This window comes from Staphylococcus caledonicus (assembly GCF_016238465.1).
In the GTDB taxonomy this organism is placed as follows: Bacteria; Bacillota; Bacilli; order Staphylococcales; family Staphylococcaceae; genus Staphylococcus; species Staphylococcus caledonicus.
The window spans coordinates 379,167-400,739 of sequence record NZ_JABTXV010000001.1 but is presented as its reverse complement, the minus strand read 5'-3'; the positions used below and the strand labels follow the sequence as shown (position 1 = coordinate 400,739).

Annotated in this window: 22 protein-coding genes; 4 read left to right on the top strand and 18 right to left on the bottom strand. The window is 32.5% G+C overall.

What is annotated here, in order from left to right; genetic code table 11:
• Genes HS848_RS01935 through HS848_RS01920 form a run of 4 tightly spaced genes read right to left on the bottom strand, consistent with a single transcriptional unit; the run spans position 1 to position 2,677 of the window.
• Positions 1 to 864, bottom strand: a complete 864-nt coding sequence (locus HS848_RS01935) for an RluA family pseudouridine synthase (protein ID WP_198611060.1) — start codon at positions 862 to 864, stop codon at positions 1 to 3.
• Positions 861 to 1,670 (bottom strand): NAD kinase, encoded by an 810-nt coding sequence (locus HS848_RS01930; protein ID WP_103166815.1) that lies wholly within the window; start codon positions 1,668 to 1,670, stop codon positions 861 to 863. Before HS848_RS01930 ends, HS848_RS01935 begins: the two co-directional genes overlap by 4 nt.
• 13 nt (positions 1,671 to 1,683) lie before the next feature.
• Complete coding sequence (locus HS848_RS01925; RefSeq protein ID WP_103166814.1) at positions 1,684 to 2,313, bottom strand: GTP pyrophosphokinase; 630 nt, start codon at positions 2,311 to 2,313, stop codon at positions 1,684 to 1,686.
• Positions 2,314 to 2,329: 16 nt separating this feature from the next.
• Positions 2,330 to 2,677 (bottom strand): UPF0738 family protein, encoded by a 348-nt coding sequence (locus HS848_RS01920; protein ID WP_107506956.1) that lies wholly within the window; start codon positions 2,675 to 2,677, stop codon positions 2,330 to 2,332.
• Between the two features lie 253 nt (positions 2,678 to 2,930).
• On the opposite strand from HS848_RS01920, the gene HS848_RS01915 reads away from it, so the two are divergent.
• The 3 genes from HS848_RS01915 (at position 2,931) to yjbH (ending at position 4,787) form a co-directional block, all read left to right on the top strand.
• Positions 2,931 to 3,512: a CYTH domain-containing protein gene (locus tag HS848_RS01915; protein ID WP_198611059.1), complete on the top strand. Its 582-nt coding sequence runs from the start codon at positions 2,931 to 2,933 to the stop codon at positions 3,510 to 3,512.
• Between the two features lie 88 nt (positions 3,513 to 3,600).
• Positions 3,601 to 3,966: a globin domain-containing protein gene (locus HS848_RS01910; RefSeq protein WP_232806087.1), complete on the top strand. Its 366-nt coding sequence runs from the start codon at positions 3,601 to 3,603 to the stop codon at positions 3,964 to 3,966.
• A 23-nt stretch (positions 3,967 to 3,989) separates the two neighbouring features.
• The gene (gene yjbH / locus HS848_RS01905) at positions 3,990 to 4,787 is read left to right on the top strand and encodes a protease adaptor protein YjbH (protein ID WP_107506959.1); all 798 of its coding nucleotides are present in this window, start codon (positions 3,990 to 3,992) and stop codon (positions 4,785 to 4,787) included.
• Between the two features lie 125 nt (positions 4,788 to 4,912).
• Here the strand turns inward: yjbH and HS848_RS01900 are convergent, their stop codons facing one another.
• From HS848_RS01900 to spxA, 6 genes are all read right to left on the bottom strand, one after another.
• On the bottom strand, positions 4,913 to 5,578 hold the full coding sequence (locus HS848_RS01900) for a hypothetical protein (protein ID WP_198611057.1): 666 nt from the start codon (positions 5,576 to 5,578) through the stop codon (positions 4,913 to 4,915).
• A 15-nt stretch (positions 5,579 to 5,593) separates the two neighbouring features.
• Positions 5,594 to 5,974, bottom strand: coding sequence for a hypothetical protein (locus HS848_RS01895; RefSeq protein ID WP_198611056.1), 381 nt, complete (start codon positions 5,972 to 5,974; stop codon positions 5,594 to 5,596).
• A 399-nt stretch (positions 5,975 to 6,373) separates the two neighbouring features.
• On the bottom strand, positions 6,374 to 8,182 hold the full coding sequence (gene pepF / locus HS848_RS01890; RefSeq protein ID WP_198611055.1) for an oligoendopeptidase F: 1,809 nt from the start codon (positions 8,180 to 8,182) through the stop codon (positions 6,374 to 6,376).
• A 63-nt stretch (positions 8,183 to 8,245) separates the two neighbouring features.
• Complete coding sequence (locus tag HS848_RS01885; protein ID WP_198611054.1) at positions 8,246 to 9,205, bottom strand: competence protein CoiA; 960 nt, start codon at positions 9,203 to 9,205, stop codon at positions 8,246 to 8,248.
• A gap of 101 nt (positions 9,206 to 9,306) precedes the next feature.
• Entirely contained in the window at positions 9,307 to 10,026 is a 720-nt protein-coding gene (gene mecA, locus HS848_RS01880) for an adaptor protein MecA (RefSeq protein WP_107508622.1), read from the bottom strand.
• A 196-nt stretch (positions 10,027 to 10,222) separates the two neighbouring features.
• On the bottom strand, positions 10,223 to 10,618 hold the full coding sequence (spxA, locus tag HS848_RS01875) for a transcriptional regulator SpxA (RefSeq protein ID WP_103166349.1): 396 nt from the start codon (positions 10,616 to 10,618) through the stop codon (positions 10,223 to 10,225).
• 290 nt (positions 10,619 to 10,908) lie between these two features.
• Here spxA and trpS point away from each other — a divergent pair, with 290 nt between their 5' ends.
• Positions 10,909 to 11,898: a tryptophan--tRNA ligase gene (trpS, locus tag HS848_RS01870; RefSeq protein ID WP_107508623.1), complete on the top strand. Its 990-nt coding sequence runs from the start codon at positions 10,909 to 10,911 to the stop codon at positions 11,896 to 11,898.
• 163 nt (positions 11,899 to 12,061) lie between these two features.
• On the opposite strand, the gene opp4C is transcribed toward trpS, so the two are convergent.
• From opp4C to HS848_RS01830, 8 genes are all read right to left on the bottom strand, one after another.
• A complete protein-coding gene (gene opp4C / locus HS848_RS01865) occupies positions 12,062 to 12,961 on the bottom strand; it encodes an oligopeptide ABC transporter permease (protein ID WP_198611053.1) in 900 nt (299 codons plus the stop codon).
• 23 nt (positions 12,962 to 12,984) lie between these two features.
• Positions 12,985 to 13,947 (bottom strand): oligopeptide ABC transporter permease, encoded by a 963-nt coding sequence (gene opp4B / locus HS848_RS01860; RefSeq protein WP_198611052.1) that lies wholly within the window; start codon positions 13,945 to 13,947, stop codon positions 12,985 to 12,987.
• 8 nt (positions 13,948 to 13,955) lie between these two features.
• The gene (locus HS848_RS01855) at positions 13,956 to 14,921 is read right to left on the bottom strand and encodes an ABC transporter ATP-binding protein (protein WP_198611051.1); all 966 of its coding nucleotides are present in this window, start codon (positions 14,919 to 14,921) and stop codon (positions 13,956 to 13,958) included.
• Between the two features lie 16 nt (positions 14,922 to 14,937).
• Positions 14,938 to 15,906 (bottom strand): ABC transporter ATP-binding protein, encoded by a 969-nt coding sequence (locus HS848_RS01850; RefSeq protein WP_107508627.1) that lies wholly within the window; start codon positions 15,904 to 15,906, stop codon positions 14,938 to 14,940.
• Between the two features lie 45 nt (positions 15,907 to 15,951).
• A complete protein-coding gene (opp4A, locus tag HS848_RS01845) occupies positions 15,952 to 17,664 on the bottom strand; it encodes an oligopeptide ABC transporter substrate-binding protein (protein WP_198611050.1) in 1,713 nt (570 codons plus the stop codon).
• A 195-nt stretch (positions 17,665 to 17,859) separates the two neighbouring features.
• Entirely contained in the window at positions 17,860 to 19,518 is a 1,659-nt protein-coding gene (locus HS848_RS01840; RefSeq protein ID WP_198611049.1) for a peptide ABC transporter substrate-binding protein, read from the bottom strand.
• 26 nt (positions 19,519 to 19,544) lie between these two features.
• Positions 19,545 to 20,486, bottom strand: coding sequence for an ABC transporter ATP-binding protein (locus tag HS848_RS01835; protein WP_198611048.1), 942 nt, complete (start codon positions 20,484 to 20,486; stop codon positions 19,545 to 19,547).
• The gene (locus tag HS848_RS01830; RefSeq protein ID WP_107508631.1) at positions 20,476 to 21,558 is read right to left on the bottom strand and encodes an ABC transporter ATP-binding protein; all 1,083 of its coding nucleotides are present in this window, start codon (positions 21,556 to 21,558) and stop codon (positions 20,476 to 20,478) included. The genes HS848_RS01835 and HS848_RS01830 overlap by 11 nt, the downstream gene beginning before the upstream one ends.
• Positions 21,559 to 21,573: the final 15 nt, after the last annotated feature.

Sequence of the window (21,573 nt, the reverse complement as noted above, 5' to 3'; positions counted from 1 at the left end):
TTATAATTGGTTGTATATGGCTTCGAGTTGTTTATAATCCATCGCTATCTCAATTTCTCTATTATATATGGGATGTTTAAATCTCACTTTATAACATTGTAAAGATTGCGTATGTATTTTAGGATGATAGCCATGATATAAGTCATCTCCCACTAAAGCGTGGCCAATATGGCTAAAATGTACCCGTATTTGATGCGTTCTCCCAGTATATAATTTCACTTCACATAAACTAGCATTCTGATTAGCTTTTAATGTTTTATAGCCTGTTTTCGCATATTTTCCCGAGCTAGCGACTTTGCGAGTAATAATACTATGATCCTCCCTAGCAATTGATGCTTCAATCGTACCTTCTTCTTGAGTCCGACCAAAGCATACACACATATAGCGTTTGTCTATCTCTAATGTAGACATTAAATGGTGAATATGACCATGCTTGGAGAAAATAACTATCCCTCTCGTATTGCGATCTAACCGTGTCACAATATGTGGAACTACTGTCTCATTTGAAATAAGACTTTCATTCAAATAATATAGCACGCGTTCAATTAAACTATCATGAGGATGCTCTCTTGAAGGTGTGCTATTTAATTGAATTGGCTTTGAAACCACAATTAAATAGGCATCTTCATACAGAATATCAATCTTCTTCTCTGAAGGAATGAGATAAGCGCTAGGCTCCTCTTGTGGTAAAGCGATAGTTAATTGATCGCCAGGATGCATCAACTTTCGTACTGTAACAGGCTTTTCATTAATAATTAAAGCGCCATTACGTTTAATGGCGCTAACTGTTTTCTTAGAGTAATTATGACGTTGTAAAAACGACTTAAGTGTTTCCTCTTGATGAATGGGATATACAAATTTCATCGTTCGTCATCACTTTCGATAAATGAGTCGTGCACCCTTTTCCAAAATGGGAAAGGTCTAAATCTCGCAAAACGCACTTTCTCATTTGCCACTCTAAATTGTATAGCATTAACATTTTTATGTTTAAGACTGACGTGATCAATCGTTGTGCGAATCGTATCATGATTAACTGGCGTAATTAAACATGTATGATGTTTAGGTAACACAAGGGGCGACCCTACCGTTCTAAACACTCTATTATTAATAGATGCTATTTCAGCTATTTGCATCGCTTCAAGCGAAGGATGAATCAATGCGCCACCCAATGCTTTATTGTACGCCGTTGATCCTGATGGCGTAGAGATGCATAATCCATCTCCTCTAAAACGTTCAAAGTGTTTACCTCTGATACCGACATCCACAACTAATGTTGAACCGTTCTCGGTTTTCATTGTTGCTTCATTTAAAGCTAAATATCTCGTTTCATAGCCATTGTTATTATATCTGACTATGATTTCTAATAATGGATATTCAATCACCTGGAATTCAGAGTTATTGATTTCAATGATTAACTTTTCAACCTCATGAGGTAGCCAGTCTGCATAAAATCCTAAATGACCTGTATGTATCCCCACAAAAGCCACTTGCGATAACATATGACTATATTGATGGAAAGCTTGTAATAACGTTCCATCCCCACCTACAGATATTACAATTTCAGGATTTTCAGCATCCTCAACCATATGGAAGTCTTTCATGTGATTAATCATCTTATGTTTTAACGCATTCGACTTTGAATCACCTTTAGACAAGATAGTATAACGCATCGTCTACACCTCATTAGTCATGTTTTTTCGCTCGTTTTTGGGAATAATATTTTTGTGCTTCTTGAATTTCTTCTTTAATCTCAGACATTTCTTCATCTAATAAATACGCCGCTTCTGCAGCTCGTTCTAGACGATGCTGAATTTCAGCAGGATAATCCCCATCATATTTATATCTTAACGTATGTTCAATAGTTGCCCAGAAATTCATCGCTAATGTACGAATTTGAATTTCTGCTAAAATTGACTTTTGACCATTTAACGTTTCAATTGGATATTCAATAATCACATGATATGAACGATATCCACTTTGTTTCGTATTGCTAATATAGTCTCGTTCTTCCACTACTTTAAAGTCTTGACGTTGACGCAACATCGTTACAACTACATCAATATCATCTACGAACTGACACATCATTCTTAAACCAGCGATGTCATACATCTCTTCTCGCAGTCGATCAAAGGGTATCCCCCTTTTATTTGCTTTATCAATAATACTTGTAATTGGTTTTACACGGCCAGTAACAAATTCAATGGGCGATGCATGTTCACCAACTTCATATTGCTTACGCAAACCTTTTAGCTTTACCTTTAATTCATCAACGGCTTGTTTATAAGGTGTTAAAAATTGATCCCACTGATTCATAGTGTTTCACTCCGCTTCACTTTAGTTCGAAAATTTCTTCAACAGTTGAAACAAACTCCTTACCATAGTTATTATTTCCTTCAACGTTATCCAAGATATAATCTAACTCTTCTTGGAAATGTTCTAATTCTAACTCATCATTAACGATAATCTTTTTACCTCTATTCTCATGTAACATCGACCATGTTTCTTGAACAAAAATCAAATAAGAATAGGATTGTCCATCATCTAGTAAGTAGGCAAATCCATAATTATCGCTGTCAACAAGCATTTGCCCTACTTCTTCTAATCCATCTGTTGGATCCTCTGAGTAGCAATAAATGCCATCGTCTTTAATTTTAATTTCATTTACATAAATACGCATGCTTGTTCCTCCTTATTATTCCCTACTAGTTTAACATAATTTATCCTTGTAACACACGTCTGAATTGCACTTCAACTCGTATTGTTTCACCTTAAAAATATTAACTTTTGCTCTCTATATAATCAACTTTTAACTTAATTTATATCGTCTTACTCAGAATTTTAATTACTGACTAGTTTATTACTTTTATTTTTTGAAAATGTCCGTCATAATTAATACAACACTTATGAATCTTAGGCATTGAGGTGGAACGATGGCTACAAATAATGAAATTGAATTTAAACAATTATTAGATGCACTTACTTATGAAAAAATCAAAACTACTTATTTTGAACATGAAGAACCTTTTTCACAAATCAACTATTACATTGATACGCCTGATTTCAAATTACGCAATCATAAATCAGCGTTAAGAATACGAGTAAAAAACGAGACCTACGAAATGACATTAAAAGTACCCGCAAAAGTGGGTTTAACTGAATATAATCATATGGTGAATTTAATACCTGAAATGGGTGCAACTGTCTCAAAAGCTAGTCTACCATCAGATATTAAACATATCTTAGATAGCTATGGCGTTGAGGAGAATGAATTGAACATACTTGGTGCGTTAACGACAATTCGTATGGAAACTAATTATAAAAATGAATTACTCGTACTCGATAAAAGTGAATACTTTGATAAAACTGACTATGAATTAGAATTTGAAGTTCAAGATTATGATCAAGGGTTAGAAAAGTTCGAACGCTTACTTGAGAAATTTCAACTTAAGCATGAAACTCCGAAAAATAAAGTTCAACGTTTCTTCGATTACAAATCTTTAATTTCTAAATAATTCGCTTTATATCGCTAAAAGTCATTTTACTTTTAAATGTAAAAATTCATGTTATATTAGATATATATTAATGGAAATTGGTGATATTATGTCTAAAACGCCATACGAAGTAATAGGTGAAAAAGCCCTATATAACATGATTGACCACTTCTATTCACTAGTTGAAAAAGACGACCGCATCAATCATTTATTTCCTGGAGATTTTGCTGAAACGAGTAGAAAGCAGAAACAGTTTCTAACTCAATTTCTTGGGGGACCAAATCTATATACACAAGAACATGGGCATCCAATGTTAAAAAAGAGACATATGGAATTTAAAATAACACCTTACGAACGAGATGCATGGTTAGAAAATATGCATATAGCAATAACTGAAGCGCAATTCCCTGCTGGTGTTGGAGATTATTTATATGAAAGATTGCGTCTAACTGCAAACCATATGGTAAATTCCTAAATATAATTGAAGGTGAGTAAAACATGGCTGAAGAACTGAAAATCGTAGACAATAAAAGTCGTGAAGATGTTAATCTGTCACCTGTAAATAAAATTGAAATTTATTCATTTTTCGATCCCTTTAATACAGATTGTTTTAAATTATCAGCGATTATCTCGAAATTGAGAATTGAATATAATCAATATATTCGCATTAGACATATTCTAAACCCTTCTTTAAAAGTTCTAACAAAATGCCAAGCTCAAAGTACATCAGACTTTGACAATATCGCATTAGCCTATAAAGCGGCAGAACTACAAGGAAGACTTAGAGCAGAACGCTTTATACATTTAATGCAAAATGAAATTATTCCTAAAAGAGATATAGTAACGGAAAATATGATTTGCGATTGTATTAAAAATGCTGGTTTAGACTATGATGTATTCAAAGATGATCTACAAAAAAATAAATTAACTGAGAGTTTAAAAATAGATTTGCATATTGCACGCGAAATGGAAATTGAACAATCCCCTTCTCTCGTCTTCTTCAGTGAAGATGTTCACGAAGAAGGATTAAAAGTTGAAGGGTTATACCCTTACCACATTTATACTTATATTATTAATGAGCTAATGGGCACACCAATCGAAAAGAATCTTCCACCTAAGTTAGAAAAGTATATTCAAAAGAAACAATTGGTAACTATGGAAGAACTTTTAACCATCTATGAATGGCCTGAAAAGTTACTTAATAAAGAACTTAAAAAATTAGCATTACAACAAAAAATCGAAAAACTTCAATATCCAGAAGGAAATTTTTGGCAATCTAAAATGCCTAAAATATGAATTTTAAAAAGCCAACCAATGCGATTGCACTGGTTGGCTTTTTTATGTCTAGATAGCTATGAGGATTACGAGAATCGATTTTTTCATAGCCATTTTTATTAATGTCTTAGTCTCGTATTTACTAATTATGATGATTGAACGACGCCGTTCTTGATTTTTACTTTATCACCTTTTTGAATTTTGTCGTATTCTTTTTTTGGTAAAACAATTACTCGCTTACCTTGCTTCGTCTTAACTGTCACAGTATATAATTCTTCGTTATGTTTCATTTGTTGTTTCAACATATTAAGTTGGTAATTAACACTACTACGTTTATTATTCTGCCCTTGATTCAAAATAGCATAATAAAACAACCAATTATTATAAAAGCCAGTAGATAAAAATTGTGCTGACGATGATGTACTAGAACTGTACTTTCTTCTTGGACTCAGTAATGATTGAGTGCTACTGTTCATTTTACTAGCCGATTGTGTACGTTGATTTGAAGAAAGTTTAGCCTTCGACATCATTCCATTGGTCTTAGCAGCTTGTTCAGCTGCACGTTGACTAGATTGTCTAGCTGAACGTGAAGCATTGGCCGCACTTGAACGACTCATAGAAGAGCTTGATGATGTAGAACTTCTAGCCGCTGACGATGAGCTACTTGATGAGGAACTAGAACTTGAAGAAGACGAGCTACTCGATGATCCTCCACTAGAAGTCGCTGCATCTAATTGATGAACCATCACTCCAAACGATAATAACAAGCTAATTACTAACGCTCCACTAAACTTTATTATGAATGATTTCATTAGATACTCACCACCCTATTTAGTAACCTTTTCTTTCGATACCGCTTCTCCCTCAACTTCATCCTCACCGTATGTCATATATGGTGGTCTATATATATGTACTTTTTTTCCATCTTTAACTATGTATGGTTTTTCATTTCCGTCATTTAAAATGTGTTCGTATACTTTATCTAAACTTGTACGTTCGACATGCATTTTATCCTTTTTATCTTTATATTTAATTTCGACATTAGGCGTATCAGAATCACCATCATTTAAAACTTCATAATAAACATATTCATATTTATTTGCAGACTTACTTTCTTCTGAAGGTTCTTTTTGTTTTCCAGAATTACTACATGCAACCAAAATTAATGACAGACAAATAATAGTTCCTAATAAAACTAATTTTTTCATCACTATACTCCTTTACATTAAAATAATTTATTATCGTACTATTTTTATAATAACAAACTTTTATATTAAAAAAATTATTTTCAAGAAAGAATATAGATTTATGGTGAAAGTGACTAAATTAGTTATTAAGGTAGTAACATTCAAAAAAGGTAATCAAATATTTCTAAGTTGGGAAAATTATTAAAAGGAAAATTGAACATAAAAAAACGCCGTGTCTGATTACACGACGCTAAACAAAGGGGATGGGAGAAATTTTTCACTTCAAACAAAGGGGTATGTTTGTTATGTGATTAATTTCATGCTCATAATATAACACGCTCAAATGGGTGTTTCAATATTAAAGCCCCCTAAAATTTAAATTGTCACAAACTTGACATATTGTAAACGGATACAGTCATATTAAGCTTTCATAAGCTTTTCAAATGCATCTAATTTTTGTTCAAAGACTTCGCAAGCTTGTTCAATTGGTTCAGGTGTAGTCATGTCTACACCAGCATTTTTAAGTATTTCAATTGGATAATTTGAACTACCTTTTTTCAAGAATTCATTAATATATCTTTCGACAGCTGGTTTACCTTCAGTTAAGATTTGATGACTTAAACTTTGTGCCGCACTATAACCTGTCGCATATTGGTAAACATAATAATTCATATAGAAATGAGGAATACGTGACCACTCTTTACTAATATTTTCATCAGTTTCCACTACATCGCCAAAGTATTGTTTATTTAATTTCGCATACTCTTCATTCATACGTGTAGCAGTAAGTGGCTCGCCAGATTCTTCAATATGATGGATTGTATGTTCAAATTCAGCGAACATTGTTTGACGGAATAATGTTGCTCTAAAGCGTTCTAATTCTTGGTTTAATAATAATAAGCGGCGTTCGTCATCTAAATGTTTATCCATATAATCACTTAATAAAGCTTCATTACATGTTGATGCAACTTCTGCTACAAAGATTGAATAATCACTTGAATTTGACGGTTGGTGTTTACGGCTAAAGTAACTATGTGCTGAATGACCAAACTCATGTACTAACGTATATAAATCAGATACTGTATCTGACCAGTTTAATAAAATGAATGGGTTAGTTAAATGTGCACCTGATGAATAAGCACCTGAACGTTTGCCTTTATTTTCATACACATCGACCCAACGATTATTCAAACCTTCTTTAATAACATCTAGATATTCTTCACCCATTGGCTCTAACGCTTTTAACATCCAATCTTTAGCCTCTTCATATGGCATTTCAAATTTCACGTCTTTAACTAGTGGCGTATAAAGATCATACATTTTTAAATCTTGGATACCTAAAAGTTCTTTACGTAGTTCTGTATATCTGTGTAATAATGGTAAATATTTATGAACTGTTTTAACAAGATTATCGTAAACTTCTTCTGGAATATGATTATTACTTAATGCACGTTCACGCGCTGTTTTATAATTATGTGTTCTCGCATTAAAGACATTCTTTTTAACTTCACCTGCTAAAGTTGCACCTAAAGTATTATTGTATGCCCCATAGCCTTTATATACGTTGTTATAAGCAGATTGACGTAATTCGCGATCATCAGATTCAAGATATTTAATAAATGTACCTTGTGTTAATGGATGTTTTTCACCATCTTTATCAATGGCATCATCAAATTCTAAGTCTGCATTACTAAACATACCGTATACATTTTCTGGTGTAGTTAAGGCTCCTTGAGCTTCAGTTAATAATTTTTCTTGTTCGGCATTTAGAATATGAGGACGTTTTTCATTGATTAGTTTTAAATCAAATTCGTAACGTTTTAAGTCATCATTTTCTTTAATGAATGATTGTAATTTGTCTTCATCAATTTGTAAGATTTCTGGTACTAAGAAACTCCATGCTGAACTAATTTTAATGATGAGTTGATGAGCACGAGATTCAAAGCCTGTATATTTATCATTTGATGTATCTTGGTCTTGTTTTAAATGAGCGTATACATACACTTGTTCTAATTTAGTGCCAATTTCATCTTCTAACGCTAACGCTTTATATAGCGTTTCAGAACTATCCCCTAGATGACCTTTGAATTTTTCTTCTTCGCCGATATAATTTTCAACTTCTTTTAAAGCTGTTTCAAAAGCCTCATCGCTTTCGAAGATAGTTGTTAAATCCCATGTGTTATTTGGATATTTACGTTCCTGTTCTTCTCTTGTTAATTGTTGTGTCATTTGTAAACCTCCTATGTTACCTAATGCTATAATTTTCTCATTAATCACTCTATATTGCACGTTTTAACTATTATATATTTTATTTATAAATTTATTGATTAGTCGGGTTGTAATTTCTTCTTGAGAGAGACAATCTATGTAAAATTTGCGAAATCTTATTAGCTTTTTAAATTGATATTGGAGATCGGTCCTTTGTTGGATTAGTAAAGCGAGTTGCAATTGCCATTGCACTGGATGTGTCTCAATATATAGCTGTTCCGGGAAGATATAACCGAATTTAGTGCACGTCTTTTCGTCAGTTAACCTTAATTGATACATTGCGCTTAAAGTAGGTTCTAATACAGAATCTTTACGTCTGCATTGATGAATATAGTGCGATACTTGTCGATTAGTTAGTTTGTAAATATGAGGGTAAACGGAGGCTTTATTATCGAATAAATGATTAATATCGCATATAGTTCTTTTTGCATAAAACCGCTTCCCTCCTATATGTTGAATTTCATAATATTTGATTATGGATTGCTTTTGGTTACTCCATGTATAGAGAATCCGTGTCATAGGATGTATAAAGTATGCTTGGAAGGTATTTAGAAATAATGTGCCTTTAATATAGCGACAATCTTCAATAATCCATATGACTGACATATGCAATTGCTTAAAACCTTTAGACCGTGCTTTAATTTCTCTATAATTTATTCTTGAAAATTGAACTTCAATCACATGTTTAGAATTTACTAATACGTCTGGATATTGCTTTATTTCCGGACAAAAAGGTTCAATTTCTACTTTATAGCCAGATAGTTTGAGTTGGTTAGCAATACAGTATTTAACATAATAATGTTGATCTGTTTCACCTTTTGCACATAGACGATGGATATTATATTTATGCGCAAAATGAGGTACTACCTTCACACCTTTTCTCAAAATAACTTCAGTCTTACAATAAGGACAAACATAATTCTCATTTTTTAATGCACGATGAGCTTCAACGCGCTCTCCAGATTGATTAATTGCTACAAGCATCTCCTCACCTCATATATATAAACGTGAGCAATGAGGATTTTACTTTTTAAAATATAAAAAAACCAAAGTAGCATACAACTACTTTGGTAGAGAGTCTATTATTATTCAATTGAATCTGAGAAATAACGACGTACTTGAGAAGTAACATTATGACTCATGATAATCTTCGCATAATCATTAAGATATACTTCAGTTTTATCAGTAGGATAAGCAAATTCAAGCATTTGACTATAGCTATCATTTATCGCTTCTTGACTAACTGAATCATCAAAATGTACTGCATAGTAATAATTAGAATCATTCATATATAATAAGTCTTCAAATTCATCTGTAACTTGATTATTGTGATAAGCATAATTAATAACTTGTTCTAAATCATCAAATTTAACAATAACATTTCTTAAACTTGCACGTTGTTTAGGTTGTTGTTGTTCAGATTTCTGTTGTTGCTTTTGTTGAGCGCGTTGCTCGAATAAGTCTTCAATGCTTTCGTCATTTTCAAGTGTGTTAGCTAATAATTCATTTACTTGTTCTTCAAATTGTTCATTAGCATCTTCATCTGACATATTCATTGCTTCTTCATTTTTAGATTTAGAAATTGTGACTTCCACGCCTTTTTCGAAGGCATGTACTTGTATCCATAGAGGCCCTTCAACAACGAAATCTTCTTCTTCGTTAATTTCGTCCATCATGGACCAGAAGAATTCTTCTCCTCGTTTACGGTTAGTCCATAAATCTTCACGGCTAAATCCTCTAGCTTCAATATCACTATAAGTTATAAATAATTTGACAGTAGTATCATCAACGCGTTCTATTCTCATATCATCTCACTCCTTACAGTCGATGAATAGTAATCATATTGTATTAGAACGTAGAGTAAATTACAATTTATTTGTTTGATTAAATTTAACTATTTCATATTCGTCTCTAATACTAACATATTCCCTTTTTTAGTTACAAAAAACAGCACTATCACTAGTGCTGTTTCATATTATTATCGTTAATTAAATTTTAAAATTAGTCAACTAAACGTTGAGCTTCTTGTAATTGGAATGTACGAACTTTTCTTGGTAAGAAACGTCTAATTTCATCTTCGTTATAACCAACTTGTAAACGTTTTTCATCTAAGATAATTGGGCGACGTAATAAGCCTGGGTTATCTTGAATGATAGAATATAAATCTTGTAATGGTAAAGAATCGATATCTACGTTTAATTTTTGGTATGTTTTAGAACGAGTTGAAATAATTTCGTCTGTTCCGTCTTCAGTCATTTTTAAAATTTGTTTAATTTCATCAATTGTTAAATGTTCAGAAAAAATGTTACGCTCCGTATATGGAATGTCATGTTCTTGTAACCATGCTTTCGCTTTACGGCAAGATGTGCAACTTGGTGAAGTAAATAATGTTACCATACATCTCACTCTCCTATTGAAAGAATATTGTTCATTATTTATAAATTTATTGATTAAGAAATGATAATTTATTCAGTCCTCTTAACCTTACAATGAAAGTATACTTGTTGAACATTAAAATTAAATGAGAAAATCCTAATTTTTCTGAGAAATTTAAAAATTTCTAATTTCTTCTATATTACTCTCTCAAATCTTAACGTATACATATATACTAACATAACTTACAATTTAAAGAAATACTGTTATAATCAAGTTAATACGAATTAAATTATAGAAAGTAGGCATCTAATATGGAGACATTATTTTCAGGAATTCAACCAAGTGGCATACCTACAATTGGTAACTATATTGGTGCATTGAAACAATTTGCAGAAGTACAAAACGATTATGATTGTTTTTTCTGTATAGTTGATCAACATGCAATTACAGTGCCACAAGATAAAATCAAATTACGTAAGCAGATACGTCAACTTGCAGCTATTTATTTAGCTTCTGGTATTGACCCAGAAAAATCAACATTATTTATTCAATCTGAAGTCCCTGCTCACGTTCAAGCTGGTTGGATGCTCACAACGATTTCAAGTGTTGGTGAACTTGAACGTATGACTCAATATAAAGATAAAGCACAAAAACGTACGGACGGTATTCCAGCAGGATTATTAACATATCCCCCACTAATGGCTGCAGATATTGTCATTTATAATACAAATATCGTGCCAGTTGGTGAGGATCAAAAACAACATATAGAACTTACTCGCAACTTAGTTGAACGATTTAATAGTCGTTACAATGATATTTTAGTTAAACCAGAAATTCGCATGCCAAAAGTAGGTGGTCGTGTAATGAGCTTACAAGATCCTACTAAAAAAATGAGTAAAAGTGATGATAACCAAAAAAACTTTATTTCATTATTAGATGAACCTAATGTAGCAGCTAAAAAAATCAAAAGTGCCGTTACAGATTCTGATGGTATCATCAAATTTGACCGCGATAATAAACCAGGAATTTCAAATTTATTAACTATTTACTCAAGTTTAACTAATGAATCTATCAAAGACTTAGAATCAAAATATGCCAATGAAGGCTACGGTAAATTTAAAACTGATTTATCCGAAATCGTTAAAGAATTCTTAATAAACTTCCAAGAGAAATATAACGAATTCTATAATTCAGATAAATTAGATGATATTTTAGACCATGGTCGTGACAAAGCTCAAAAAGCTTCGTTCAAAGTGTTGAAAAAAATGGAACGTGCAATGGGCTTAGGTCGCAAACGATAATCTAAAAACAGAGCGATGACAGAAATCTGACTTAACACACAGATTTCTGTTGTCGCTCTTTTCATGTTTGTTGATGCTTGACGGCACCTACTGAAAAATCTACTTTAAGACACCGTTTACCGGTTCCCCCATAGCGTTATATTTTATTGTCCAAGTTTCTCTATTATTTTCTTCCTTTAGGATTAAAAGCATCTTTTAGCCCTTCACCCACAAAATTGATACTTAAAATAGTGAACGTAATCATTAATGCAGGTGGCATCCAAATCCAAGGTTTTGAACTAATGATATCTCCTTCTTGCGCATCACTTAACATATTCCCCCATGAAGGAATCGATTTACTTATCCCAAAACCTAAAAAGCTCAATCCTGATTCAACAACAATCATACCCGCAAAAGTTAACGTAGCTTGAACGATAACGACGCTAAGAATATTAGGTAATAAATGCTTAAGGATGATTTTATATGTGGGAGTACTAATCGACTTTGCTGCCAAAAAGTATTCATTTTCTTTTTCTTGTAAAACTTTACCTCTTACCAATCTTGCTACGCCGCCCCAACTTAAAATAATAATCACGAAGATTAAGATAATAGCTGAGCCATATGGGTTTTTAATTTTATCACCTAGTGCTGCATTAAGCACGATAGCAAAGATAAGGAATGGGAAGAGCATTACAAATTCAGTAACCCTCATTAATACCGTATCAACCATTCCTCCAAAATAACCTGAAATTACCCCTATAGTTACACCGATAATAATCATGCCGACTGTAGACGTAAAGCCGATAGCTAATGAGACCCTACCAGCGAATAATAATCTACTAAAATTATCTCTACCACCAGAATCTGTACCAAGTAGATTATGAGCGCTCATATCTCCTTTTATATTCAATAAATCTTGTTGATTTATAGGAAGAGGCGCAATTAAAGGCGCAATAACTGAAATAATAATAACTATAATTAAAAATAGTAATGATGCCATTGCAATTTTGTTTTTAAAGAACTTTTTAAAAGCTGTTCTTGTTGGAGAATATAGCTTTTGTTTATTTACTTTATGTTCATTCATGATGTTCAACCTCATTTACCTTATTAATTACTACGGATTCTAGGGTCAACAAAATTATAAGTTATATCTGATATTAGATTGCCAAATAGCCCTAAGAATGAAAAGAATAATGTAAGTGCCATCATTAATGGATAATCTTGTCCTGTCACCGATTCTAAAAATAGTTTACCTATTCCATTGTAAGAAAAAATGGTTTCTGTAATAACAGCGCCCCCTAAAATACTAACGATATCTGCCCCTAAAAAAGTTACTATAGGTATTAATGAGTTACGAAGGATATGTTTGTTATATATTGTATTAAGTGATAACCCTTTAGCTTTAGCTGTTAAGACATAATCTTTACTAGAATTATCAATAATATCATTTCTTAAATATTGTATATATCCTGCAGTAGATAATAACCCTAGGGTAAACGCCGGTAATAAGGTATGATGCAACTTACTTACATAATAAGCTAATGTCCCTTCATCCAAACTGATATCTACAGACCCTTGGAATGGGAATATTGGAAACTGAAAAGCAAATATATAAATTGCGAATACACCAGCTATAAATGACGGAACTGCTAACATAATATAGTTAAAAATTTGAATCGTATAATCTCCAAGTGTATACGGGTATCTTCCTGATAGAATTCCTAAAATAAAAGCAATAATATATGTAATAACTAACGAAACAGTCCCTAATAATATAGTATTCGGTAAGCGTTCACTAATTAATTCTCCTACTGGTCTTTTATATTTAATAGATTCTCCTAAATTTCCATGCGCAACATTATCTATCCAACGTATATATTGTTTAGGTATTGAATCATTTAACCCCAGTTTTTCTTTTTGAGCTTCAATAGCTTCCTGTTTTACACGAGGATCATACTTTCCCGTGAATGGATCTCCCGGTTGGATGATGGCTAAAGTAAACACAACTATTGATATCAAAAAAAGCAACGGTATCATTAACAAAAATCTTTTTATAATTAATTTAATCATTTTAATCTTCACTCTTCCTTGCTATAAAAACATGCTACTTTATGATTGGGTTTCACTTCTCTTAATTGTGGTTGTTCTTGACTGCATCTATCCTGTGCAATAGGACATCTCGTATGGAATGGACAACCTTTTGGTGGATTGCTAGGTGAAGGTAATTCTCCCTCTAAAATAATTCTTTCTGATTTAGTTTTATTAAGCTGTGGCACAGATGAAATAAGTGCTTTTGTGTACGGATGAAGTGGTTGTTGATATAACTCATTGCTATCTGCTATTTCAACCATGTGTCCTAAATACATAACACCAATAACATCACTAATGTGCTTTACTACGCTTAAATCATGCGCTATAAACAAATAACTTAAATCAAATTCTTTTTGAAGATTTTTTAATAAATTTAAAACTTGCGATTGCACCGACACATCTAGTGCACTAACTGGCTCATCTGCAACAATTAATTTAGGTCTAACTGCTAACGCACGAGCGATGCCAATACGTTGTCTCTGACCACCTGAGAACTGGTGTGCATATTTGTAGTAAGCATCCTCACTCAAGCCCACACACTTTAGCAAATATAAAACTTCTTCTTTTAATGTCTGTTTATCGATTTTTTTGAAATTGCGTATAGGCTCTCCAATTATGTCTCCAACCATTTGCATAGGATTCAACGAACCATAAGGATCTTGAAATATCATTTGAAAGTCTTTGCGTGCTTCTCTCAACTTTTTACCTTTTAAATTAGTAGTATTGACTCCATCAATTTTAATTTCTCCAGAAGTGACTTTCTCTAAATGCACAATAGATCGTCCGAGCGTTGATTTACCGCATCCTGATTCCCCTACTAAACCAAATGTTTGTCCTTTTTTAATTGAAAATGAAACATCATCGACGGCTTTTACATATTGTGTTTCTTTAAATAATTTCTTCTTAATAAAATAGTATGTTTTTAAATGTTGTAGTTCTAAGATGTTATCCATATCGTCTACCTCTCTGTTAATTAAACAAATGACAACGTATTTGACTCTTTCCTTTGTTTAAAAGTGTCGGCTCACATTGTTCACATATTGCTATCTTTTCAGTACATCTATTAGCAAATCTGCAACTATTTTCATTAAATTCAGTTATATTAGGCACCATTCCTTCTATAACTTCTAAATATTCAACATCTTCATCTAATTTCGGAATAGTACTTAACAATTTTTTCGTATAAGGATGTTGAGGGTGATTTAAAATTTGATCGATATCACCATATTCTACGATTTGTCCTGCATACATCACCATAACCTTGTCACAAAACTCTGACACTACGCTTAAATCATGAGTAACTAATATAATTGCCATCTCATTTTCTTGTTGTAGTTTTTTTAATAAATCTAAAATCTGCGCTTGTATCGTTACATCTATCGCAGTAGTAGGTTCATCAGCAATTAATAATTTAGGATTACATGAAATAGCCATAGCAATCATGACTCTTTGTCGCATACCCCCAGATAATTGATGAGGATAGCTATTTAATATTTCATTCACCCTAGATATTCCTACATATTCAAGAAGTTTTGTTGCTAATTGTTTAGCCTCTGTCTTACTTTTATTCAAATGCAACATTATTGGTTCGATTAATTGATTTTGTATTTTAAATACAGGGTTTAATGCCGTCATTGGTTCTTGGAAAATCATACCTATATCTTTACCACGTATTTTTTGATATTCTTTTTCCTTCATATCTATAATATGCTTTCCATCAAACAGAATATCGCCGTTTGTAACTTTAGCGATTTTATCTGGTAATAGCCTGATCACCGATTTATTTAATATCGACTTACCGCACCCTGATTCTCCAACAATCCCTAATATTTCATTTGATTTAAGCTTTAAAGATATTTGATTTATTGTAGGAAACCATGAATCACCAATTTTAATAGATGTTTCTAAATCTTTAATTTCTAATAAATACTTATCCATAATCTACTCCAATCAATAAACCTCGACCTTAGTCGAGGTTGTTTTTTATTCTTTGGTTAATTTGTATAAGTCTAAATCTGCTCCCATTTGAATGTCGTAATTTCTAACTTTGTCATTTACAATTGAGATTGAATCTAATTGAACAATTGGAAGTGCTGGTAGTGTTTCATTGACGTGTTTTTGCCATTTTACGTAAATATCTTTACGTTTTTTATCATTAGTTCCAACTTTGTTGAAATCTAAGGCGTCATCTAAATATTTATCAGATGTTTTATCAACAGTTCTCATTTCATTTTGTGGTCTATCAGAGTGATATAAATCTGAAGGGTCAGGGTCAGTTCCGCCACCCCAAGTTCTGAAGTATACTTCCATATTTTTAGATGCTTTGGCTAAATCATCGTTATATTTACCAAATTCAACTATTTTCATATTTGTTTTTAAGCCAACTTTTTCCCAGAAATCTTTAATCGCTGCTGTTCTAGGTTCAAATGTTGGGTTTGATCCTGAATATTGTTTTAAATTAATTTCAAAAGGTTTACCATTTGGATCTTCTCTAAAACCATCGCCATTTCTGTCTTTATAACCAAGTTCATCTAACAATTTTTTCGCCTTTTCTGGGCTATATTCATAACTGTTTAAATCTTTTTGATCTGCTGCAATCCAATGTATTGATGGAACTAAAGAATTTAATTCTTTACCATAACCTTGATAGAAAGCTTTAATCCATTTCTTTCTATCGATTGCATATAACATTGCTTGTCTTAATTTTTTCTCTTTATATTTAGGACGTTCTGCACCAGTTTTATTTTTATCTTTATCATAGTCATGAGATACGAAACCTAAAATAGAGTAGTCAAGACCAGGAGCTGATAAAACTTTAAGCTTACCGTCACCTGATTTTTTAGCTTCTTGAGCAATCGTTCCTGTAGCTTGATCGGCCATGTCGATTTCGCCATTTTTCATTGCTTTTACAATTTGAGTTTGATCAATTACTTTTAAGTTAATTTTGTCTAAAGCTGGTTCACCTTGCCAGTAGTCTTTAAATTTCTCTAATTGAATTGCTTCACCTTGTGCGACTTTTGTTACTTTATAAGGTCCTATACCAATTGGGTGTTTTCTAATTTTGTCTGATTTCGCTAAGTCTTTAATTGGAACATCACTTAAGTATTTTTTACTAAGTAATGGACCTGCGAAAAATCCTTCTAAGTAGTTTACTTTTTTCTCTTTAAAAGTTACATCCATAGTATAATTATCGATTTTTTTAAGACCACTAATTGTGTCAGCTTGTCCCGCATGTTTTTCCGGAGCCCCTTCAATATTTTCTACGGATGGATAATAACTACCCTCATAATCTTTATCGGCTAATACATTTAAAGAATAAATCCAGTCATCAACTGTTAACTCATTACCGTCTTGCCACTTAATCCCTTTTTTAATTGTGAAACGGACCTTTTTAGCAGGGTCAATATCTTTCCAAGAAGCAATGTAAGGCTTAAGTTTCATATTTTTATCAATTTTTATTAATGCTTCATTGAAATAACCTTCTACATTTGAGTCAGGGCCTTCTGTACTTAAAAGCGTTGAAAATGTCCCAGAAGGTGGAGCACTTAAGGCGATATTCATTTCTCCGCCTTTATGATTCGATGTTTCAGTTTTCGATGTAGCTTTGTCTTGTGAATCTCCATCTTTCTTACCACATGCACTTAATACTAATGTTGCTACTAACACCAGTATTAAATACTTCATTAAAATCTTCATTCCTATCAATCCTCCAGTTGATTCTATGGTGTTTTTTTTATTTTACTTCTAAAAGAAAAAATAACAAGTTATATTTTAGAATTTTCTGATAATTATACTTTTAAAATTTTCAAATTAGTTAACCTCTAAATTCTTGTAAAAAATACTTAAAAAAACAGCCTCGATATAAATCAAGACTGTTTCATAGAAAATTAATTATTTATCTTTCTTTTTCTCACCAGTTTCACGATCGATTGATTTATCGATATACACATGTTTCAACGTAGTATCAGGTCCTACTTTATGGTATTGTAGACCTTTTACTTGAGGGTTAGTTAAATGTGCTTCCCCTTTTTGATAAACTGGAGCTACTGGTGCATCATGAAGTAATATACTCTCAGCTTGTTTTAAAGCTTCATTTCTTTTTTCTGGTTCGCGTAATAAAGAACCATTTGTTTCTTTAATGATTTCATTATATTCTTTATTATCCCAATCTGTATTATTTTGAGCATTATCTTTAGTCATCGTTTCTAAAAATGCAGTCGGATCAGGATAATCAGGGCTCCATCCTGAATATGAAGCTTCAAAATCGCCTGCTAATTCTAATGTTGTTTTTTGTTTAAATGGCATTTGTTTTATTTTTAACGTTACCCCTGGTAAATTAGTTTCAATTTGTGATTTGATATATTCAGCAGCAACTTTAGAAATAGGTGTGTCTTGAGTATTCATTGTAAATGTTACTTCTTTTTTACCTAGTTCTTTTTGAGCTAACTCCCAGTTTTCTTTAGCTTCTTTAGGGTTATAAACTAATGGAGATTTAACTGTACTTGCAAAATCTTTACCATCCGGAGTCTTAGATGTACCAACACCAGTGAAGTTATTTGAAGCTAATGAACCATCATTAAGTACTGATTTAACGTAGCCCTTTTTATTGATAGCTTGAGCAACGGCTAATCTAAGATGTTTATTTTTAAATTCTGGGACTGTTTTTTCATTCATTTTAATAAAGAAAGTTGCAGCAGTTAATCTATAATTTAATTCTTTATTTCCTTTATATTTATCTACCTGTTCTGATGTAATAATTGTATCATCTACTGAACCCGTATCGTATAGTGATGCCCCTGCTTGGTTATCTTTTAATACTTTATAGTTCACTTTATCTAATTTTACATTTTCTTTATCCCAGTACTGATTGTTTTTAGCTAATTGAATTTTATCTTCAACTTGCCAATTCGTTACTTTAAACGGCCCATTGTATACTGCTCTATCAGCATTAGTTCCATATCTTTCGCCATACTTTTTAGCAATTTTAGCATCTTGAGGATCGAATGTATTTAAAGTAAGTAACTCATTAATATATGGGACAGGTCTTTCTAAATCAATTTGTAATTTATACTTATTTAAAGCTTTAATACCCAATTGGTTTACCGGTTTTTTACCTGTATTAACTAAATCCGCATTTTTAATATCACTCATTATGTATGCAAATTCAGATGCTGTTTTCGGATCTACTACTTTTCTCCATGCGAATACAAAGTCTTCTGCAGTTACCGGGTCTCCATTTGACCATTTAGCGTCTTTTCTTAAATCTACTGTTAAAGTTTTACCGCCATTACTTTTTTTAGGCATATCTTTAGCTACACCTAAGACAACTTTATCGTCTTTATCGATAGAATATAAACCTTCAAACGCTTGACCTGCTATATCACCAGAAACTGCATCAGTGATTAATGCTGTGTCTAAAGTAGTCATATCTTGTGTAATTACTTTTCTAAATACTTGACCTTCATCTGAATACAAACTTTTTTTATTACTACACGCAGAAAGTACTAAAATCATAGTTAATAATAACGCGATATACTTGTAATATCTCATAATCTCCTCATCCTCCTTTCCCAGTTTTAAACACTTGGCGTTTGAAGTTCTTCTTTTAATCGCGCCGCTTCTTCATCAGTTACAAACACATAATGTTGTGGTCTGATTTCTTGAAGTCTACGCTCTGAATTTTTAGACTCATCTTCTTTATAAACGACACGTTTACGCGTTCTTTCACTATCCGGGTCAGGTTGTGGAATAGCTGATAATAGTGATTTCGTATAATCATGTAATGGATGATAGTAAATCTCGTCTGCTGAACCAAGTTCAACAATTTTACCAAAATGCATGACTGCAATACGGTCTGAAATATATTTCACCATTGATAAATCATGCGCAATAAATAAGAAAGTAATGCCTCTTTCTTTTTGAAGTTTCAACATTAAGTTTACAACTTGTGCTTGGATAGAAACGTCCAACGCTGAGATTGGTTCATCTGCAATAATAAACTCCGGTTCTACTGCTAACGCTCGTGCAATACCTATACGTTGTCGTTGACCTCCAGAGAATTCATGCGGATATCGATTGGCGTGTTCTTTACTTAATCCTACTGTTTCAAGTAAGTCATAGACACGTCGTTTACGATCTTTCTTATCGCTAGCTAATTTATGAATGTCAATGCCCTCTGCGACAATATCCATTACTTTCAATCTAGGATTAAGAGATGCATACGGGTCTTGGAAAATCATTTGGATTTTTTTATTAAATTTTAATAAATCTTTACGTTTAGATATTTTTTGAATATCTTGACCTTCGTATAAAATTTCTCCACTCGTAATATCGTTTAGTTTGATAATAGCTTTACCAGTAGTTGATTTACCACAACCAGATTCTCCTACTAATCCTAACGTTTCCCCTTTATATATATTAAAAGAGATATCTTCAATGGCTCTTACTTCGTTACGTTTACCTTCATTAAAATATTGTTTTAAGTTTTTTATCTCTAATAATACTGAATTATCCTTCATTGAACGACACCCTTTCTACTTGATGTGGCTTGTCGTAATTATTAGGCATTGGTCGTTGTCTCTTTTTAACCATTTCTGGTGGATTTACTTGAGGTGCACGTTCATCTAATAGCCAAGATTTCACGAAATGTGTTGGTGACACTTTGAACCATGGAGGCGCTTGTTTAAAATCAATATCTAAAGCGTACTGACTTCTTCTTGCAAATGCATCGCCTTTAGGTGGATGTAATAAATCTGGTGGTGTACCTGGAATTGCAAGTAATTCTGTATCGTTACTAGTTGTTAAATCTGGCATAGATGATAGTAAACCCCATGTATAAGGGTGTCTCGGATCGTAGAAGATTTCATCTACATCGCCTGTTTCTACCATTTGTCCTCCATACATTACCGCTACTCTATCAGCGATATTAGCGACTACGCCTAAATCATGCGTGATAAAAATAATTGATGTATCAATTTTTTGTTGTAATTCTTTCATTAAGTCTAATATTTGAGCTTGCATCGTTACATCCAACGCTGTAGTTGGTTCGTCTGCGATTAATACTTTAGGTTCACACGCTAATGCTGTTGCAATAACAATTCTTTGTCTTTGTCCACCTGAGAATTGATGTGGATAAGCTTTAAATCGTTTTTCAGCATTTGGTAAACCTACTAAATTTAAGATTTCTAAAGCTCGTTTTTTAGCTTCAGATTTACTATAATTACGATGTTTCATCAATGGTTCCATAACTTGCTTCCCTATTTGCATCGTTGGGTTAAGTGAAGTCATAGGGTCTTGGAAAATCATTGAAATATCTTTACCACGTAATTTGATTAGTTCATTTTCAGATTTAACAGCCAAGTCTTCACCAAGAAAGTTAATCGTTCCTTGTTTAATTCTTCCTGCATCCCCTTGGAATAGCTTTGTAATCGCCTTTGTAGTTACAGATTTACCTGAACCTGATTCACCTACAATTGCTAACGTTTCTCCCTTATTCAAATAAAAATCAACGCCTCTAACTGCTTGCACTTCCCCAGCCGTAATATCAAAGGAAACATGCAAGTCATTAACTTCTAAAATTCTTTCTGACATAACGTTTGCCTCCTT

Coding starts and splice junctions, on each gene's coding strand:
- HS848_RS01935 (WP_198611060.1), bottom strand. CDS start 864: ATGAAATTTGTATATCCCATTCATCAAGAGGAAACACTTAAGTCGTTT.
- HS848_RS01930 (WP_103166815.1), bottom strand. CDS start 1,670: ATGCGTTATACTATCTTGTCTAAAGGTGATTCAAAGTCGAATGCGTTA.
- HS848_RS01925 (WP_103166814.1), bottom strand. CDS start 2,313: ATGAATCAGTGGGATCAATTTTTAACACCTTATAAACAAGCCGTTGAT.
- HS848_RS01920 (WP_107506956.1), bottom strand. CDS start 2,677: ATGCGTATTTATGTAAATGAAATTAAAATTAAAGACGATGGCATTTAT.
- HS848_RS01915 (WP_198611059.1), top strand. CDS start 2,931: ATGGCTACAAATAATGAAATTGAATTTAAACAATTATTAGATGCACTT.
- HS848_RS01910 (WP_232806087.1), top strand. CDS start 3,601: ATGTCTAAAACGCCATACGAAGTAATAGGTGAAAAAGCCCTATATAAC.
- yjbH (WP_107506959.1), top strand. CDS start 3,990: ATGGCTGAAGAACTGAAAATCGTAGACAATAAAAGTCGTGAAGATGTT.
- HS848_RS01900 (WP_198611057.1), bottom strand. CDS start 5,578: ATGAAATCATTCATAATAAAGTTTAGTGGAGCGTTAGTAATTAGCTTG.
- HS848_RS01895 (WP_198611056.1), bottom strand. CDS start 5,974: ATGAAAAAATTAGTTTTATTAGGAACTATTATTTGTCTGTCATTAATT.
- pepF (WP_198611055.1), bottom strand. CDS start 8,182: ATGACACAACAATTAACAAGAGAAGAACAGGAACGTAAATATCCAAAT.
- HS848_RS01885 (WP_198611054.1), bottom strand. CDS start 9,205: ATGCTTGTAGCAATTAATCAATCTGGAGAGCGCGTTGAAGCTCATCGT.
- mecA (WP_107508622.1), bottom strand. CDS start 10,026: ATGAGAATAGAACGCGTTGATGATACTACTGTCAAATTATTTATAACT.
- spxA (WP_103166349.1), bottom strand. CDS start 10,618: ATGGTAACATTATTTACTTCACCAAGTTGCACATCTTGCCGTAAAGCG.
- trpS (WP_107508623.1), top strand. CDS start 10,909: ATGGAGACATTATTTTCAGGAATTCAACCAAGTGGCATACCTACAATT.
- opp4C (WP_198611053.1), bottom strand. CDS start 12,961: ATGAATGAACATAAAGTAAATAAACAAAAGCTATATTCTCCAACAAGA.
- opp4B (WP_198611052.1), bottom strand. CDS start 13,947: ATGATTAAATTAATTATAAAAAGATTTTTGTTAATGATACCGTTGCTT.
- HS848_RS01855 (WP_198611051.1), bottom strand. CDS start 14,921: ATGGATAACATCTTAGAACTACAACATTTAAAAACATACTATTTTATT.
- HS848_RS01850 (WP_107508627.1), bottom strand. CDS start 15,906: ATGGATAAGTATTTATTAGAAATTAAAGATTTAGAAACATCTATTAAA.
- opp4A (WP_198611050.1), bottom strand. CDS start 17,664: ATGAAGATTTTAATGAAGTATTTAATACTGGTGTTAGTAGCAACATTA.
- HS848_RS01840 (WP_198611049.1), bottom strand. CDS start 19,518: ATGAGATATTACAAGTATATCGCGTTATTATTAACTATGATTTTAGTA.
- HS848_RS01835 (WP_198611048.1), bottom strand. CDS start 20,486: ATGAAGGATAATTCAGTATTATTAGAGATAAAAAACTTAAAACAATAT.
- HS848_RS01830 (WP_107508631.1), bottom strand. CDS start 21,558: ATGTCAGAAAGAATTTTAGAAGTTAATGACTTGCATGTTTCCTTTGAT.